Origin of the sequence: Enterobacter roggenkampii (assembly GCF_001729805.1) — a bacterium.
Classification (GTDB): Bacteria; Pseudomonadota; Gammaproteobacteria; order Enterobacterales; family Enterobacteriaceae; genus Enterobacter; species Enterobacter roggenkampii.
In genome coordinates this window covers 3543755-3558998 of sequence record NZ_CP017184.1, presented here as the reverse complement: position 1 = coordinate 3558998, position 15244 = coordinate 3543755, and the positions used below count along the sequence as shown (strand labels likewise).

At 55.1% G+C, this 15244-nt stretch carries 14 protein-coding genes and 1 pseudogene; 8 read left to right on the top strand and 7 right to left on the bottom strand.

All coding sequences use genetic code 11. The annotated features are described in order from the left end of the window. Positions 1–21: 21 nt before the first annotated feature. The 4 genes from pssA to trxC all read right to left on the bottom strand — a co-directional run bounded on the left by pssA (position 22) and on the right by trxC (position 5374). Entirely contained in the window at positions 22–1377 is a 1356-nt protein-coding gene (gene pssA / locus BFV67_RS16660) for a CDP-diacylglycerol--serine O-phosphatidyltransferase (protein WP_023294337.1), read from the bottom strand. Between the two features lie 110 nt (positions 1378–1487). Then, positions 1488–4151, bottom strand: coding sequence for a bifunctional acetate--CoA ligase family protein/GNAT family N-acetyltransferase (locus BFV67_RS16655; RefSeq protein ID WP_069598684.1), 2664 nt, complete (start codon positions 4149–4151; stop codon positions 1488–1490). A 35-nt stretch (positions 4152–4186) separates the two neighbouring features. Then, complete coding sequence (tapT, locus tag BFV67_RS16650) at positions 4187–4885, bottom strand: tRNA-uridine aminocarboxypropyltransferase (RefSeq protein WP_023325890.1); 699 nt, start codon at positions 4883–4885, stop codon at positions 4187–4189. A 69-nt stretch (positions 4886–4954) separates the two neighbouring features. Next, positions 4955–5374, bottom strand: a complete 420-nt coding sequence (gene trxC / locus BFV67_RS16645) for a thioredoxin TrxC (protein ID WP_021241886.1) — start codon at positions 5372–5374, stop codon at positions 4955–4957. Between the two features lie 204 nt (positions 5375–5578). Here trxC and BFV67_RS16640 point away from each other — a divergent pair, with 204 nt between their 5' ends. Continuing rightward, complete coding sequence (locus BFV67_RS16640) at positions 5579–6679, top strand: tRNA/rRNA methyltransferase (RefSeq protein ID WP_008502192.1); 1101 nt, start codon at positions 5579–5581, stop codon at positions 6677–6679. A gap of 40 nt (positions 6680–6719) precedes the next feature. On the opposite strand, the gene ung is transcribed toward BFV67_RS16640, so the two are convergent. Next, positions 6720–7409: a uracil-DNA glycosylase gene (ung, locus tag BFV67_RS16635; RefSeq protein WP_032675353.1), complete on the bottom strand. Its 690-nt coding sequence runs from the start codon at positions 7407–7409 to the stop codon at positions 6720–6722. Positions 7410–7723: 314 nt separating this feature from the next. Here ung and grcA point away from each other — a divergent pair, with 314 nt between their 5' ends. Further along, positions 7724–8107 carry an autonomous glycyl radical cofactor GrcA gene (gene grcA, locus BFV67_RS16630; protein ID WP_008502190.1) on the top strand — a complete coding sequence of 128 codons (384 nt, stop codon included), beginning with the start codon at positions 7724–7726 and terminating at the stop codon, positions 8105–8107. Between the two features lie 52 nt (positions 8108–8159). Here grcA and srmB read toward each other — a convergent pair whose 3' ends face one another. Beyond that, positions 8160–9488 (bottom strand): ATP-dependent RNA helicase SrmB, encoded by a 1329-nt coding sequence (srmB, locus tag BFV67_RS16625; RefSeq protein WP_008502189.1) that lies wholly within the window; start codon positions 9486–9488, stop codon positions 8160–8162. A gap of 132 nt (positions 9489–9620) precedes the next feature. Here srmB and trmN point away from each other — a divergent pair, with 132 nt between their 5' ends. Continuing rightward, positions 9621–10358, top strand: coding sequence for a tRNA(1)(Val) (adenine(37)-N(6))-methyltransferase TrmN (gene trmN, locus BFV67_RS16620; protein WP_069598683.1), 738 nt, complete (start codon positions 9621–9623; stop codon positions 10356–10358). On the opposite strand, the gene nadB is transcribed toward trmN, so the two are convergent. Further along, positions 10343–11962 (bottom strand): L-aspartate oxidase, encoded by a 1620-nt coding sequence (nadB, locus tag BFV67_RS16615; RefSeq protein WP_025912839.1) that lies wholly within the window; start codon positions 11960–11962, stop codon positions 10343–10345. The two genes, trmN and nadB, sit on opposite strands and share 16 nt — an antisense overlap. A 343-nt stretch (positions 11963–12305) precedes the next feature. On the opposite strand from nadB, the gene rseD reads away from it, so the two are divergent. From rseD to rseC, 5 genes and pseudogenes are all read left to right on the top strand, one after another. Further along, entirely contained in the window at positions 12306–12389 is an 84-nt protein-coding gene (gene rseD / locus BFV67_RS24915; RefSeq protein WP_223605340.1) for a rpoE leader peptide RseD, read from the top strand. Continuing rightward, positions 12386–12961, top strand: coding sequence for an RNA polymerase sigma factor RpoE (gene rpoE / locus BFV67_RS16610; protein WP_006176728.1), 576 nt, complete (start codon positions 12386–12388; stop codon positions 12959–12961). Before rseD ends, rpoE begins: the two co-directional genes overlap by 4 nt. 31 nt (positions 12962–12992) lie before the next feature. Further along, positions 12993–13643 carry an anti-sigma-E factor RseA gene (rseA, locus tag BFV67_RS16605; protein ID WP_008502186.1) on the top strand — a complete coding sequence of 217 codons (651 nt, stop codon included), beginning with the start codon at positions 12993–12995 and terminating at the stop codon, positions 13641–13643. Then, the gene (rseB, locus tag BFV67_RS16600) at positions 13643–14596 is read left to right on the top strand and encodes a sigma-E factor regulatory protein RseB (RefSeq protein ID WP_008502185.1); all 954 of its coding nucleotides are present in this window, start codon (positions 13643–13645) and stop codon (positions 14594–14596) included. The genes rseA and rseB overlap by 1 nt, the downstream gene beginning before the upstream one ends. Next, positions 14593–15068, top strand: a pseudogene (gene rseC / locus BFV67_RS16595) (SoxR-reducing system protein RseC). The gene rseB and the pseudogene rseC overlap by 4 nt, the downstream one beginning before the upstream one ends. Positions 15069–15244 lie beyond the last annotated feature (176 nt).

Below are 15244 nucleotides of genomic sequence, written 5' to 3'. Positions count from 1 at the left end.
GCGGGTGACAGGGCCTGGATATTACAGAATACGGCTGATAAGTCGGTCGATACGGATACGACGTAAGCGGCGAATAAGCTTGCGAACTTTTACCGGATAATCGGCAATACTCTGCAGTTCGCGGTAGTGATTCACCACGGTCGTATGGGTGCGAATCAGCTCCAGCTCGCGCTCACGTTGGGCGGCTAACTCATGCTGCGGGTCATGAATCAGGATAGCGTTTTCCAGATCCAGTCGCCATGCGCGCGGGTTCAGGTTGTTACCTGTCAGCAGCATCCACTCATCGTCGACCCACATGCCTTTGAGATGGTAACTATTGTCTTCATCTTTCCAGAGACGCACAACCAGCTGGTCAGTGTTGACGTAATACTGTAAGCGGCTCAGGAAACGACGCAGGTTAATCTCATAGAGATAAGGCAGCGCACCAATGATTTTGAACGGCTGATCTTCGGGAATGAAGAAGTCATTTGCCGTTTTATCACCCACGATGATTTCCACTTTTTTACCCTCGCGCAGCAGCTGAATGATATTACGCACCAGCACGGCAGGAAGATTGAAGTATGGCGTGCAGATAGTCAGTTTCTGCTCCGCACACGGCATCAGATGGAAGATCGTTTTGTTCAGCAGGCTTGATTTGCCGAGCCCTACCAGCGGGGTAACGGATAACTCTTCGTTGTTCGCATCGCCCTGGAAATGATAGACCGCATCGCGCAGCTCCTGGCGGAAGGCGCGAACATCGTTTTTGATCTCCGGGCTTTTAGGGCGCTCGGGATCGTCAAGACGATTAACGCCACGGCCATGAACCAGATTTTTATCAACCCAGTTGAACATGATATCGGCCATCTGCGGATTACGGATCAGATGGTAGCGGTCATAGCGATATTTATCGAGCTGATGAAGGTAGACATCATTGAGGCTGGCGCCGCTGTAAAGCACGCTGTCATCAATGATGAACCCCTTGAAATGAAGAACGCCGAGCGCTTCACGGGTATTCACCGGGACGCCATAAACAGGCACGTCAACGCCAGGATTTTCCTGCGCCGTGCGGCAATACCAGTCAGCATTGGTGTTTGATGCGGCAGCGCCAATACGGCCACGCTGGGCGCGATGCCAGTCTACCAGCACGCGAACATCCAGTTCCGGACGCTGACGTTTGGCTTCATAGAGCGCGTTCAGGATCGCGCGCCCGCCTTCATCCTGTTCAAGATACAGTGCCACAATGCAAATGCGTCGCGTGGCGCTGGCAATCTTTTCCAGAAGCGTCTCCCGAAAATGAGCGGGAGCGTAAAAGAACTCTACATCATCAACTGACTGAGAAATCTTCGGTAGTTGAGCAAGGTGTTGTTGATGTTTATTACGCTTAAATTTTGACAACATCACAGTGCGTTTCTTCTCTGTTCATTGAAGGGTTGTCTGTACTATGCAAACAACATAAGCGGACAATGATACCACCAGTCCCGTCCAAAGTGGGTAACATTTCCAGTAGCTTACTCGCGTTTGTCTGCTGATGTCAGACTGAGGGATAAGGCAACAATACCTTCGTCCAGCTGAATATCAACGTCAAACCCAAGTTTTCGCGCCAGGGTCACCATACCGCGATTGTTAGGCATAGTAATGCCATTAAGGCGTAACAATCCGTGATCTCGCGTATAACTGATGAGTTTTTCCAGCAGTCGTCTTCCCAGGCCCAGACCTTTAAGATCGGAGCGTACCAGCACGGCAAACTCCGCATCGACGTTATCCGGGTCAGAAATCGCACGCGTGACGCCGAGGATCTCATCATCCTTATCGGCGCGACGAACGGCAACAAACGCCATTTCTCGATCGTAGTCGATCTGGGTCATATTGGCTAAATCATCGTGGGTAAATTCGTTGATTTCGCTAAAATAGCGATAATAAAGATCCTCTTTCGTGACCTGAGAGATAAAGGCCCGCAGCTGGGGCTCATCTTCCGGCAGAATAGGGCGGAACAGGGCGCGTTCCCCATTTTTCATCTCAACCCACTCCTCCAGCTGCAGGGGGTACGGGCGGATCGCCAGACGGCTCTCGCTGTCTCCTTCGAATGGCGCGATATCCAGGGTCACGTCCAGTGCCGTAAACTCATTGCCGGAGGCGAGCAGCGGATGAATGTCCAGCCGCTGGATCTCGGCACAATCCACAATCAGGTTAGAGACCTGTACCAGGAGCTGACTTAGCCCGGCAATATCAAGCGGACGTAGCGCGCTCCGGCCGCGGATCTTTTTGCTTTTAATCGCCTGGATGATCAGATAACGCGCCAGGTTCATGTTCAGCGGCGGTAGCGCCACCACGGCCTGCTCCTCCGGGCGCCACTCCACGCCGCCTTCACCCAGCATGATGAGTGGGCCGAAGACGGGATCGTGTTCGACCACCACGCGTAACTCCTGAGCGCCTGCGCGGTTAGCCATGCTTTGCACCAGCAAGCCGTGGATCCTTGCCTGCGGCCAGGCCATTTTGACCCGATCGAAGATGGCATCGGCTGCCTGCTGCACCTCTGCCGCCGTCCGCAGGTAGAGCATCACCCCCTGAACGTCAGACTTATGCGGGATATCCGGCGAACGCAGCTTCAGGGCAACCGGATAGCCAATCTGCTCGGCAATATGCACGGCCTCAGCGCTGTCGCTGGCGATCCAGGTCGGCAGGGTCTGCATCCCGTAGCTGCCCAGAATGGGCTGGACCTCATGCGTATCCAGCGACGTCGCGCCTTCTTCAATCGCCTGCTGCAACAGCCGGTGAACGTCAACGGTATTGGCCGTCAAATTCCCGGGCAACGCCGGCGTCTCGCGGAGCTGTTTCTGGTTGCGGCGATATTCCACCATATGCATAAACGCGGTTATGGTGCCTTCCGGCGTGCGGTAGGTTGGCAGTCCGGCTTCGCTGAACAGGCGTCGAGCCTCCTGCGAAGAAAACTCACCGCACCAGTTGGTGAGCAGGGTGACATATTTGCCTCGCGGATGATTGCGCACGGCATCAATGAGCGCGCGCGCGCTTTCGCTGCCCGGCGCGACCGCGCTGGGGGAGTGGATAATCATCAGCGCGTCGAAATCCTGGCTATCCAGCAAAATGGAAATGGCCCTGATATAGCGGTCGCTACTGGCGTCATCGCGTAAATCAAGCGGATTGCCGGGCGTCACGCTGGTCGGAAGCGCATCTTTCAGGCGCTGCAGCGTCTCTTCACTCAGCGTGGCCAGCTTGCCGAAGCGCCGCCACAGCTCATCAAGGGCGAGTGCAGCAGGGGCGGCGCCGTTACTGACAATCATTAACTTCTCGCCGCGCAACGGGCGCATATGGCTTAACGTTTCAACGGCGGAAAAAAGCTCGTGCGTATCCTGCACCCGCAGCAACCCCGCGCGCTGGATGGCGGCGTCCCAGGCGGGATCCATGCCGGAATGCGAATGCAGCAGACGCTGAGCCGCAGGACTGCGGCCGCTTTTGATTACCAGGATCGGCTTATTGCGCGACGCGCTTCGCGATGCCGAGACGAAACGGCGCGCGTCGCTGAGGTGCTCAAGATAAAGCAGAATCGCACTGGTTTTACCGTCGCGCGCCAGAAAATCCAGCAGCTCATCAACGTCGATATCCAGACTGTCGCCGAGAGCAATGAAGTAGGAGAATCCCATTTCACGCTGCTGCGCCCAGTCGAGGATGGTGTTCGATACCGCAGCCGACTGCGAGATAAACGCGAGCTTGCCTTTGCGGATCGGAACCGGAGAGAAGCTGGCATTTAAGCCCTGCCAGGGGGCGAGCAGGCCGAGACTGTTTGGCCCAAGAATGCGCATTTGATAGCGGCTGGCGCAGGCCAGAAGCTCGGCTTTCTGTTCAGGCGGAGACGAGAGAATAATGCAGGTTTTACAGCCTTTCTTGCCGAGCGATTCCAGCAGCTCCGGATTCCGTTTCGCGTTTGTACACAGTACGGCCAGATCCGGTACGAAAGGCAGGCTCTGTACATCAGGCCATGCAAGCACTCCCTGAACTGCCTTATACGCGGGCGTGACGGGCATGACGGGTCCATTAAATCCTCCGGCCAGCAGGTTGCGCATCATCAGATAGCCAGCACGATCCGGTTTCATTGATGCGCCGATGACGGCAATGGATTTAGGACGAAGTAGCGCTTCTAACCCTCGCTGGCTCATGCAGGCCTCCTGTGAATGCAAGCGACCTGATGATTTTAAACGCTTTCAGTCTCGGCTGCTGTGACGCTGCCCTTATGAACGGTTTTTCCTGCCAGATAGCGTTCCCGGAAACAGGAGAAATGGTTGCCCAGGGCGCCAGCCGCAGCGGTATCACCCGCCAGATCCAGAAGCGCAATGGCCACTTCGGCGGTGCAGTATTGCCCGTCAGCATGCGCTTCACGCAGGCGGTAGGCGGAGACGCGGGAAAGATCGACAGAAATCACCGGCAGTGCGTCGAGATAAGGGCTTTTGCGAAACATTTTTCGCGCTTCGGTCCAGGTGCCGTCCAGCATAATAAACAACGGCGGTTTACCGGATGGCGGCGTCGAAAGCACCTGGCGATCGACACCTGCATATGACGCAGGGAAAACGACCATCGGCTGATAGTCCGGGTTTGCCACTAAGTCGAGCAGGGCCTGAGGGGGCTCCGTGCGGGACCACTGAAACGCCGCGGTATCCGGCAGAATATCGGCAATCAGGCGACCAGTATTGCTGGGCTTCATCGGCTCGGTATCAAACATGACCAGACAAAAACGGCTCTGTGCCGAACTCGGGGTCAGCGTCTCGCACAGGCAAACCTTCAGCGGCAGCAGGCAACGCTGACAGCGGCGAATACGGTTTCCGCGCGCGAGGAACGGACGGGTGGCGCGCGCAAGGCGTTCGGCGCGTAATTGAAGAACAGCGTTATCAGTCATGGGCGAAATGCAGGAAAAACCCTATTTTCGCAGAGGCGGGAACGGGGCACAAGATGTGCCCCGTGAATGTTACAGTGATTCGTTAAGCCAGCTATCAAACGGGGCTTTAGGCACCGCACCGTTGAGCATGTCGACCACTTCACCCTTTTTGAAAATCATAATCGTCGGGATGCTGCGAATGCGAAAACGGGCGCTCAGTTCAGGTTCAGCTTCAGTATTGACCTTAACGAAACGTATTTTCCCGCTGCGTTCTTCGGCCACGTCTTCGAAGATCGGCGCGAAGCTTCGGCATGGGCCACACCAGGGCGCCCAGAAATCCACTACGACAGGCAGATCGTCCTTGAGGAGTTTGTCCAGCGTAGCACCCGTCGCGTTAATGACATCGCCATCAAACAATTCATGGCCACAACGTCCGCATTTCGCACCATCTTCAATCCGATCGTCCGGAATGCGGTTAAGAGCCTGACAGTTGGCACATACGGTATTCATAACTAACCTCTGATAGAGCCGTGGGACAGCGGCAAGACGCCGATAATGTTTCTAATATGTTACATATTATCAATGAGCCTGTTTGAAACAACAATGCGTTTTATTCAATGAGAACAATAGTCACAGGCTTTTGTACGAAATTATGGCTATGCGCTGGCACATCGGGTAATCTGCGCGCTTCGCGCAGCGCTGGTGGAGAAAAGCATGAACGACGAAATGAAAAATAAAAGCGGCAAGGTCAAAGTGATGTATGTCCGCAGTGATGATGACTCTGATAAACGCACCCAAAATCCGCGTACCGGAAAAGGTGGCGGGCGTCCGGCGTCTTCTCGTGCAGACGGTGGCCGTCGCCCCGCCCGCGATGACAGAAACAACCGCGGTGATGACCGCAAACGTGATGACCGCAAGCGTGACGATCGCAAACGCGATGACCGTCCGCGGGATGACTTCTCACGTGATAACGCCTCCCCGTGGCGCACCGTTTCTCGTGCACCTGGCGACGAAACGCCAGAAAAGGCCGATCACGGCGGTATCAGCGGTAAAAGCTTTATCGACCCGGAAGTGCTGCGCCGTCAGCGTGCGGAAGAGACCCGCGTGTATGGCGAGAACGCCTGCCAGGCGCTGTTCCAGAGCCGTCCTGAATGTATCGTCCGCGCCTGGTTTATTCAGAGCGTAACCCCGCGCTTTAAAGAAGCGCTGCGCTGGATGGCGGCAAACCGCAAAGCCTACCACGTGGTTGATGATGCCGAGCTGACCAAAGCATCCGGTACCGAGCACCACGGCGGCGTCTGCTTCCTGATCAAAAAACGTAACGGAACGACCGTTCAGCAGTGGGTCAGTCAGGCGGATGCCGATGACTGCGTGCTGGCGCTGGAAGATGTGGGCAACCCGCATAACCTGGGCGCAATGATGCGTAGCTGCGCGCACTTTGGCGTGAAAGGCGTGCTGCTGCAGGATGCCGCGCTGCTGGAATCCGGCGCTGCGATCCGTACTGCGGAAGGCGGAGCCGAGCACGTACAGCCGATCACCGGCGATAGCGTGCTGGATGCCCTTGAGCAGTTCCGTAAAGCGGGTTATTCCATCGTGACCACCTCGAGCCATGCCGGTACGCCGTTGTTTAAAGCGACGCTGCCACGCAAGATGGTGCTGGTGCTGGGTCAGGAACGCGATGGTCTGTCTGATGCGGCGCTCTCCAGTGCGGATCTGAGCGTCTCAATCGATGGGACAGGCAATGTGGAAAGTCTGAACGTATCCGTTGCAACCGGCGTACTGCTGGCCGAATGGTGGCGTCAGAATAAGGCATAAGCCTCTTCATGTGCCGGGCCTGACCCGGCACATTCAAATACTACTCGCTCTCAGCCGGTAACACAGGCATCCAGTCAATTGGCGTTTCGCCACGTTTTTCCAGCCATTCGTTCGCCAGAACAAAATGATTACTGCCAAAGAAACCGCGATGTGCAGACAGCGGTGACGGGTGCGGCGCTTTCAACACGTGATGACGCTGGCGGTCAATAATCGCCCCTTTCTTCTGCGCATGCGATCCCCAGAGTAAAAACACGACCCCTTCACGGTGTTCGTTGATCAGGCTGATGACTTTATCGGTGAACGTCTCCCAGCCCAGGCTGGCATGCGAGTGCGCCTGGCCGGCCCGTACGGTGAGTACCGTGTTCAATAACAGCACGCCCTGGCGCGCCCAGCTTTCCAGGTAGCCGTGGCTTGGTCGGGTAAACCCGGGCACGGTTCCTTCAAGCTCTTTATACATATTGAGCAGAGAAGGGGGGATCGCCACGCCCGGACGTACGGAAAACGCCAGCCCATGCGCCTGGCCCGGACCGTGATAGGGATCCTGGCCCAGAATGACCACTTTCACATCGCTCAACTCGGTGTAGCGAAAGGCGTTGAACACATCTTTCTGCGGCGGGTAAATCGTCTGTCCGGACTGACGCTCAGCCGCAACGGTGTTGAGCGTATTGATAAAATAGGGCTGCTGCTTTTCTTCTGCCAGCACGTCATGCCAGGTTAAAGGTGTCGTCATCTCGCTCTCCTGCGAATCTCAATCTCTGACTAGCTTACCTGCTAAAGCCCGGTGAGCAAAATTCCACGCCGAAATGTGCGCTAAGTAGCTAAATTTATGTTGAAAATGTGCAGGATAAATTGAATTGGTAAGGTCATAAAATTGATCTAAAGCAATAAATTCAAACCACACTCTTTATGTGGTTGGCATTTTTATTGATTTAAATCAATAAATCGCCGGGGTGTGAATGATATATATACACACAAGAAACAATGGTTTTACCAATTGGCCGCGAGAGGCCGACATCAGTTAATGTAGCCTAAGGGAGGCAACACATGATTACAGGTATCCAGATTACTAAAGCTGCAAATGACGATCTGCTCAACTCTTTCTGGCTGCTGGACAGCGAGAAAAACGAAGCGCGCTGTGTCGTCGCGAAAGCGGGTTTTGCAGAAGACGAAATCGTGCCAGTGAGCAAACTGGGCGAAATCGAATACCGTGAAATTCCAATGGAAGTGAAGCCAGAAGTGCGCGTGGAAGGTGGTCAGCACCTGAACGTAAACGTACTGCGCCGCGAAACGCTGATGGACGCGGTTGAGCATCCAGAAAAATACCCGCAGCTGACCATTCGCGTGTCCGGCTATGCGGTACGCTTCAACTCTCTGACCCCAGAACAGCAGCGCGACGTTATCGCGCGTACCTTTACTGAAAGCCTGTAAGGCTTCAGCTACGGGGGTGAATAAAAAAGCCGGGGATTGTCCCCGGCTTTTTTTACTCTTCCGTTTTTGTCTCTGATGCGGCAGAGCTTGGCTTACGGCGTTTACCAATATTTTTGGTATCGCGGTGACGCTGCTTCACGCGCGGTTTCTCTTTTTCTTTCTCTTTTCTCTCAGCACGTTTCGCGAGCGCTTTCTTGGACGGTTTACCCGTCATTTTTTCACTCGGCGCACGTGTGGTTGGGCGCAGGCCATCAATAACCCGCGCTTTCAGCGGCTCATCAACATAGCGGCCAATTTTCTGCAGCAGCAGGTAGTCATGCGCTTCGACCAGTGAAATCGCAATCCCTTTGCGGCCCGCGCGGCCGGTACGGCCAATACGGTGCAGATAGGTATCGCCGCTGCGCGGCATATCGAAGTTAATGACGTGGCTGACGTCCGGAATGTCGATCCCGCGAGCGGCCACGTCTGTGGCAACCAGCACGTTAACGCGACCGTCGGTCAGACGCTTAATGCCTTCGGTACGCTTGATCTGCGCCATCTCGCCTTCAAGATAGCAGTTATTGATCCCGGCGTTACGCAGCATTTCTGCCAGCTCGTGCACGCGCTCGCGCTTACGCACAAATACGATTGTGCGCAGAGCATCTTCCTGTTTGAGCAGGTGTTTCAGCAATTCGACCTTGTGCTCAAGGTTATCCGCGCGGTAGTACCACTGGTGGATCTTCTTACGCTCTCGGGTGGACGGCGTCGCCGAGACTTCCACCGGATCTTCCAGCAGACGCTCTGCGAAGTCTTTAATCGCTTCCCCTTCGAGGGTGGCAGAGAACAGCATCGTCTGGTTACGCCAGCGCGTTTCCCCGGCAATATGCTCGATATCCTGTGCGAAGCCCATGTCCAGCATGCGGTCGGCTTCGTCGAGGATCAGCGTTTCAACCGCGCGGCAGTCGAAGTTCTCTTCTTTAATGTACTGCAGCAGGCGGCCTGTCGTCGCAACGACGATGTCCTGGTTTTCGCTGAATACTTCGGCGTGGTTCATATACGCAACGCCGCCGGTGATGGTGGCGATATCCAGATGGGTATTTGCCGCGAGTTCACGCGCGTGATCGGCCACCTGCATGGCCAGTTCGCGCGTCGGCGTCAGGATTAAAATACGCGGCGGGCCAGATTTTTTGCGTGGGAAGTCGAGCAGATGCTGCAACACAGGCAGCAAATAGGCTGCAGTCTTCCCCGTACCGGTTGGCGCAGAACCGAGCACATCGCGGCCCTCAAGCGCAGGCGGAATGGCCGCTGCCTGAATGGCGGTCGGGCGTGTGAAGCCTTTGCTCTCAAGTGCATTGAGCAGGCTTTCATCGAGTTCAAGTTCGGAAAAAGTCGTTACAGTCATGTTCTACCTCTGTGTGGGGCGCTGATTATAGACGTTACGGCTGTAATCTTCATCTGTTTGTATGGATATCGCTTTTCGGCCACTTCGCTTTCCCCTATGCTACTCCAGTTTCACTAAGAAGGTTGCCCCGACATGTCTCAACTCAAAGCGCAACTGCGCCGCGATGGTTTTACGTTTAAACAATTTTTTGTCGCTCACGATCGCTGTGCCATGAAGGTCGGTACAGACGGTATTTTACTGGGCGCGTGGGCGCCTGTCGCAGGGGTTAAACGTATTCTTGATATCGGCACCGGCAGCGGGCTGGTGGCATTGATGCTGGCGCAGCGCACGGAAGAGCATGTCACCATTGATGCCGTCGAACTGGACGCGCAGGCGGCAGAGCAGGCGAGTGACAATGTGGCCGAATCCCCCTGGGCAGCCCGCATGAAAGTGGAATGCGCGGATGTGCTCGCCTGGGCGCCTGAACAAACCGCGCGTTACGATCTGATCGTCAGCAACCCTCCCTACTACGAGCCCGGCGTTGAGTGCGGCACACCCGAGCGTGAACAGGCGCGTTATACCGGTTCCCTCGATCATAAAGCGCTGCTCACCAGTGCGGCCGAACTCATCTCCGAAGAAGGATTTTTCTGCGTGGTCCTGCCAGAGAGTACCGGCAACACGTTCATCGGTATCGCGCAGGAGATTGGCTGGACGTTGCGTCTGCGTACCGACATTTCGGATACCGAAGGCCGACTGCCGCACCGCGTGCTGCTGGCGCTCTCGCCGAAAGAGGGGGAATGCTTTAACGATCGAATGGTGATCCGTGGGCCAGACCAGCGTTATTCCGAAGATTACACTGCCCTGACCCAGGCGTTTTATCTGTTTATGTAAACCTGCGGGGCGAGGATCGACGGGCCGGATTCAGCAAGCTGATCCGGGTAGTCCAGGGTATAGTGCAACCCCCGGCTCTCTTTACGCATCATCGCGCAGCGAACGATTAGCTCGGCAACCTGCACCAGGTTGCGCAGCTCCAGCAGATTATTCGATACGCGAAAATTGGCATAATACTCATCAATTTCCTGCTGCAGCATAGTGATGCGGCGCAACGCGCGTTCAAGACGTTTCGTGGTGCGCACAATCCCCACGTAATCCCACATGAACAGCCGTAGCTCATGCCAGTTATGCTGGATCACGACCAGTTCGTCCGGATTTTCCACACGGCTTTCATCCCAGGCAGGCAGGCGCTCTGTTTCGCGGGCGTAGGGCATGCGTTTCGTGATGTCTTCTGCGGCAGACCAGCCGTAGACCAGGCACTCCAGCAGCGAGTTAGAGGCCATACGGTTCGCGCCGTGAAGTCCGGTATAGCTGACCTCACCAATAGCATAAAGACCATCCACATCGGTACGCCCATGATCGTCAACCATCACCCCACCGCAGGTGTAGTGGGCGGCTGGCACAATGGGTACCGGATCGCGGGTTAAATCGATGCCAAGGTTGAGCAGTTTTTCGTAAATCATCGGGAAGTGCTGACGAATAAACTCTGCTGGCTTGTGGCTGATATCAAGATACATGCAGTCCACGCCAAGACGCTTCATTTCATGGTCGATGGCGCGGGCAACGATATCGCGCGGGGCCAGTTCGCCACGGGCGTCAAAGTCCGGCATAAAGCGGGTGCCGTCAGGGCGTTTCAGATAGGCGCCTTCGCCGCGCAGGGCTTCCGTCAGCAGGAAGTTGCGCGCCTGAGGATGGAACAGGGCGGTTGGATGAAACTGATTGAACTCAAGGTTCGCCACCCGGCAGCCGGCGCGCCAGGCCATCGCGATACCGTCTCCGGAGGCAATGTCCGGGTTCGTGGTATACTGATACACTTTAGAGGCGCCGCCCGTAGCCAGCACCACAGCCTTCGCCTGGCAGGTTTCCACCTTCTCTTTATTGCGGTTCCACACCCAGGCGCCCACCACGCGACGCGTGCCCGGCAGGCCAATCTTGTCGGAGATAATCAGATCAACGGCATTGCTTCGTTCAAGCACCCGAATATTAGGATGGCTCAGCGCCTTGCCGACCAGCGTGGTCTCCACTTCTTTTCCGGTGGCATCCGCTGCGTGCAGGATGCGGCGGTGGCTATGACCGCCTTCGCGCGTCAGGTGGTAGCTCTCTTCACCGTTGGGTTGAACCTGCGTATCGAATAAGACGCCCTGGTCGATGAGCCACTGCACGCAATGGCGGGCATTGCTGGCGACAAACTCTGCGGCGTGCGCATCCACGATCCCGGCCCCGGCAATCAGCGTATCGTCGACGTGGGAGGCAATGCTGTCTGTCTCATCAAACACGGCGGCAATCCCGCCCTGGGCATAAAACGTGGAACCCTCGCTTATCGGCCCTTTACTCAGAACGATAACGTTTTGATGCTCCGCCAGGCGTAGCGCCAGAGAGAGACCGGCAGCGCCGCTGCCGATGATCAGTACATCACAATGGAGTTCAGGTGTTGTGTTCATGATTGTTGTTTAATTTACTAAACAGTGTTGGCTCAGAATAGCACCTGAATGCGATTTATCGCACGTTTTTTTTAACGGGTGTTGCAATGGCTAAACGCGTAAGCGGAGGTAAACGGAGGGTAAATGAGTGAAATTATTTTGCGAAGCAGATCGTTAGCGTCAGATTTTGTGATGAAATAAAGACTGGGTTGCGTTACTCTTCTGGCGGGAAAAAGATGTTTCTTGTCAGAAAGTGGTGCGTATCGTGAACAGACTTATAATGAGAGAAAATGAACAGTCTGCGGCGCGATGAACAAAAACAAAGGCGTTACGGAACTTATTGAAGATCAGACACTCTAATTCGGTGCTTGCTCAAAGTGCGGTATTTTTAGAGTGGCGTTTCGATAACGCGTGGAATTTAGGTTTGGGGAGACATTACCTCGGATGAGCGAGCAGTTAACGGACCAGGTCCTGGTTGAACGGGTCCAGAAGGGAGATCAGAAAGCCTTTAACTTACTGGTGGTGCGCTACCAGCATAAGGTGGCGAGCCTGGTTTCCCGCTATGTACCGTCAGGCGATGTGCCTGATGTGGTGCAAGAGTCTTTTATTAAGGCCTATCGCGCGCTGGATTCGTTCCGGGGAGATAGTGCTTTTTATACCTGGCTGTACCGTATTGCGGTCAATACGGCAAAGAATTATCTGGTCGCTCAGGGCCGTCGTCCGCCTTCTAGTGATGTGGACGCAATCGACGCCGAAAACTTCGAAAGTGGCGGCGCATTGAAAGAAATTTCGAACCCTGAGAACTTAATGTTGTCAGAAGAACTGAGACAAATCGTTTTTCGCACGATCGAGTCGCTCCCGGAAGATTTACGCATGGCAATTACGTTACGGGAGCTGGATGGTCTGAGCTATGAAGAGATAGCCGCTATCATGGATTGTCCGGTCGGCACGGTACGTTCACGAATTTTCCGTGCGCGAGAAGCTATTGATAATAAAGTTCAACCGCTTATCAGGCGTTGACGATAGCGGGATACTGGAAAAGGTATTAGGCATGCAGAAAGAAAAACTTTCCGCTTTAATGGATGGTGAAACGGTGGATAGTGAGCTGCTCAACGAGCTGTCTCATTCTCCCGAAATGCAAGAGACCTGGGAGAGTTACCATCTCATCCGTGACACCCTTCGCGGTGACACCGGCGAGGTTCTCCATTTCGATATCTCAGCCCGCGTCATGGCGGCGATTGAGAATGAGCCTGTTCATCAGACCACTCCGCTGATTCCTGAAGCTCAACCCGCACCTCACCAGTGGCAGAAAATGCCATTCTGGCAAAAGGTGCGTCCGTGGGCCAGCCAGCTTACCCAAATGGGTGTGGCTGCATGCGTATCGCTTGCAGTTATCGTTGGCGTCCAGCACTATAATACTCAGTCTGAAACTAATCAGCAGCCAGAAGCGCCAGTGTTTAACACACTGCCGATGATGGGCAAAGCCAGCCCGGTAAGCCTGGGCGTACCGGCTGATGCTTCCGCCAGCGGCGGCCAGCAACAGCAGGTTCAGGAGCAGCGCCGTCGCATTAATGCGATGTTGCAGGATTACGAGTTACAGCGTCGTCTGCACTCTGAACAGCTTCAGTTTGAGCAGGCGCAGACACAGCAAGCTGCTGTGCAGGTGCCCGGAAACCAAACTTTAGGAACGCAATCGCAGTAATGAAGCAACTTTGGTTCGCCATGTCTCTGATGGCGGGTAGCCTGTTCTTCTCTGCCAACGCCTCGGCTGATGTATCATCCGGGGCGTTGTTGCAGCAAATGAATCTGGCCAGCCAGTCACTCAATTACGAGTTGGCATTTATCAGCATCAATAAGCAGGGCGTCGAGTCGTTACGCTATCGCCATGCCCGTCTTGATAATCAGCCGCTCGCCCAGCTTTTACAGATGGATGGCCCGCGTCGGGAAGTTGTCCAGCGTGGTAACGAAATCAGCTATTTCGAACCCGGCCTGGAGCCTTTCACGCTGAATGGTGACTATATCGTTGATTCCCTGCCGTCACTCATTTACACCGACTTCAAACGGCTTGCCCCTTACTACGATTTTATTTCGGTAGGGCGTACGCGTATTGCGGACAGACTGTGTGAGGTGATCCGCGTTGTCGCCCGGGATGGAACGCGCTACAGCTATATTGTCTGGATTGACGCGGAAACCAAACTCCCCATGCGTGTAGACCTGCTTGACCGTGACGGTGAAACGCTGGAACAGTTCCGCGTTATCTCCTTTAGCGTGAATAACCAGGTTGGCAACAGCATGCAGAATCTGGCTAAGGCCAGCCTGCCGCCGCTGCTTTCCGTTCCGGCAGGCGATTCCGTTAATTTCAACTGGGTACCTGCCTGGATCCCGCAAGGATTTAGCGAAGTGTCCAGCAGCCGTCGCCAGCTGCCAACGATTGAAACGCCGGTGGAATCACGCCTCTATTCCGATGGTTTGTTCAGCTTCTCGGTGAATATCAATCGCGCAACGGCAAACAGCACTGAACAAATTCTGCGTACCGGGCGCCGTACGGTGAGCACAACGGTACGCGATAATGCAGAGATCACCATTGTGGGGGAACTTCCTCCGCAAACGGCGAAGCGCATCTCCGACAGCATTAAATTCAGGGCCGCACAATGATCAAAGAATGGGCGACGGTAGTCTCGTGGCAAAACGGCATTGCGCTGGTGAGCTGCGATGTAAAAGCCTCATGTAATAGCTGCGCTTCCCGAGCCGGTTGCGGCAGCCGCGTGCTGAATAAGCTCGGGCCGCAAACCTCGCACACGATTTCTGTGCCGAGCGAACAGCCGCTGATGGCCGGGCAGAAAGTTGAACTCGGCATCGCGGAAGGCAGCCTGCTCAGTTCCGCCATGCTGGTCTATCTCTCTCCGCTGCTCGGGCTGTTTATCATGGGCGGCGTTTTCCAGATGCTGTTTGGCACCGACGGTGCCGCCATGTGCGGTGCCGCATTAGGGGGGCTGGGGGATTCTGGCTTGCCAAAGGCCTCTCCCCGACGCTTGCCGCGCGCGAGGAGTGGCAGCCTGTCATTCTCAGCGTTGGGCTGGCGCCAGACCAGCTTCGCGTTGAAACGCTCTCTTCTGAGGCCCGGTGATTCATCGGGCTTTGTCATTTTTACGTCTTAAAACAGAAAACGTCCTTTCTTCACGCTATACCTGGCGCTAAGTCCATTTCCAGGTAGCGGAGATGTAGTGTAGAATGCTGCGTTTTCGCACTGAAAAACGTCAGGCTAAGAACAGCGGCCTCCAGGAATTCGTAAGGCATAATTAT

Coding starts and splice junctions, on each gene's coding strand:
- pssA (WP_023294337.1), bottom strand. CDS start 1,377: ATGTTGTCAAAATTTAAGCGTAATAAACATCAACAACACCTTGCTCAA.
- BFV67_RS16655 (WP_069598684.1), bottom strand. CDS start 4,151: ATGAGCCAGCGAGGGTTAGAAGCGCTACTTCGTCCTAAATCCATTGCC.
- tapT (WP_023325890.1), bottom strand. CDS start 4,885: ATGACTGATAACGCTGTTCTTCAATTACGCGCCGAACGCCTTGCGCGC.
- trxC (WP_021241886.1), bottom strand. CDS start 5,374: ATGAATACCGTATGTGCCAACTGTCAGGCTCTTAACCGCATTCCGGAC.
- BFV67_RS16640 (WP_008502192.1), top strand. CDS start 5,579: ATGAACGACGAAATGAAAAATAAAAGCGGCAAGGTCAAAGTGATGTAT.
- ung (WP_032675353.1), bottom strand. CDS start 7,409: ATGACGACACCTTTAACCTGGCATGACGTGCTGGCAGAAGAAAAGCAG.
- grcA (WP_008502190.1), top strand. CDS start 7,724: ATGATTACAGGTATCCAGATTACTAAAGCTGCAAATGACGATCTGCTC.
- srmB (WP_008502189.1), bottom strand. CDS start 9,488: ATGACTGTAACGACTTTTTCCGAACTTGAACTCGATGAAAGCCTGCTC.
- trmN (WP_069598683.1), top strand. CDS start 9,621: ATGTCTCAACTCAAAGCGCAACTGCGCCGCGATGGTTTTACGTTTAAA.
- nadB (WP_025912839.1), bottom strand. CDS start 11,962: ATGAACACAACACCTGAACTCCATTGTGATGTACTGATCATCGGCAGC.
- rpoE (WP_006176728.1), top strand. CDS start 12,386: ATGAGCGAGCAGTTAACGGACCAGGTCCTGGTTGAACGGGTCCAGAAG.
- rseA (WP_008502186.1), top strand. CDS start 12,993: ATGCAGAAAGAAAAACTTTCCGCTTTAATGGATGGTGAAACGGTGGAT.
- rseB (WP_008502185.1), top strand. CDS start 13,643: ATGAAGCAACTTTGGTTCGCCATGTCTCTGATGGCGGGTAGCCTGTTC.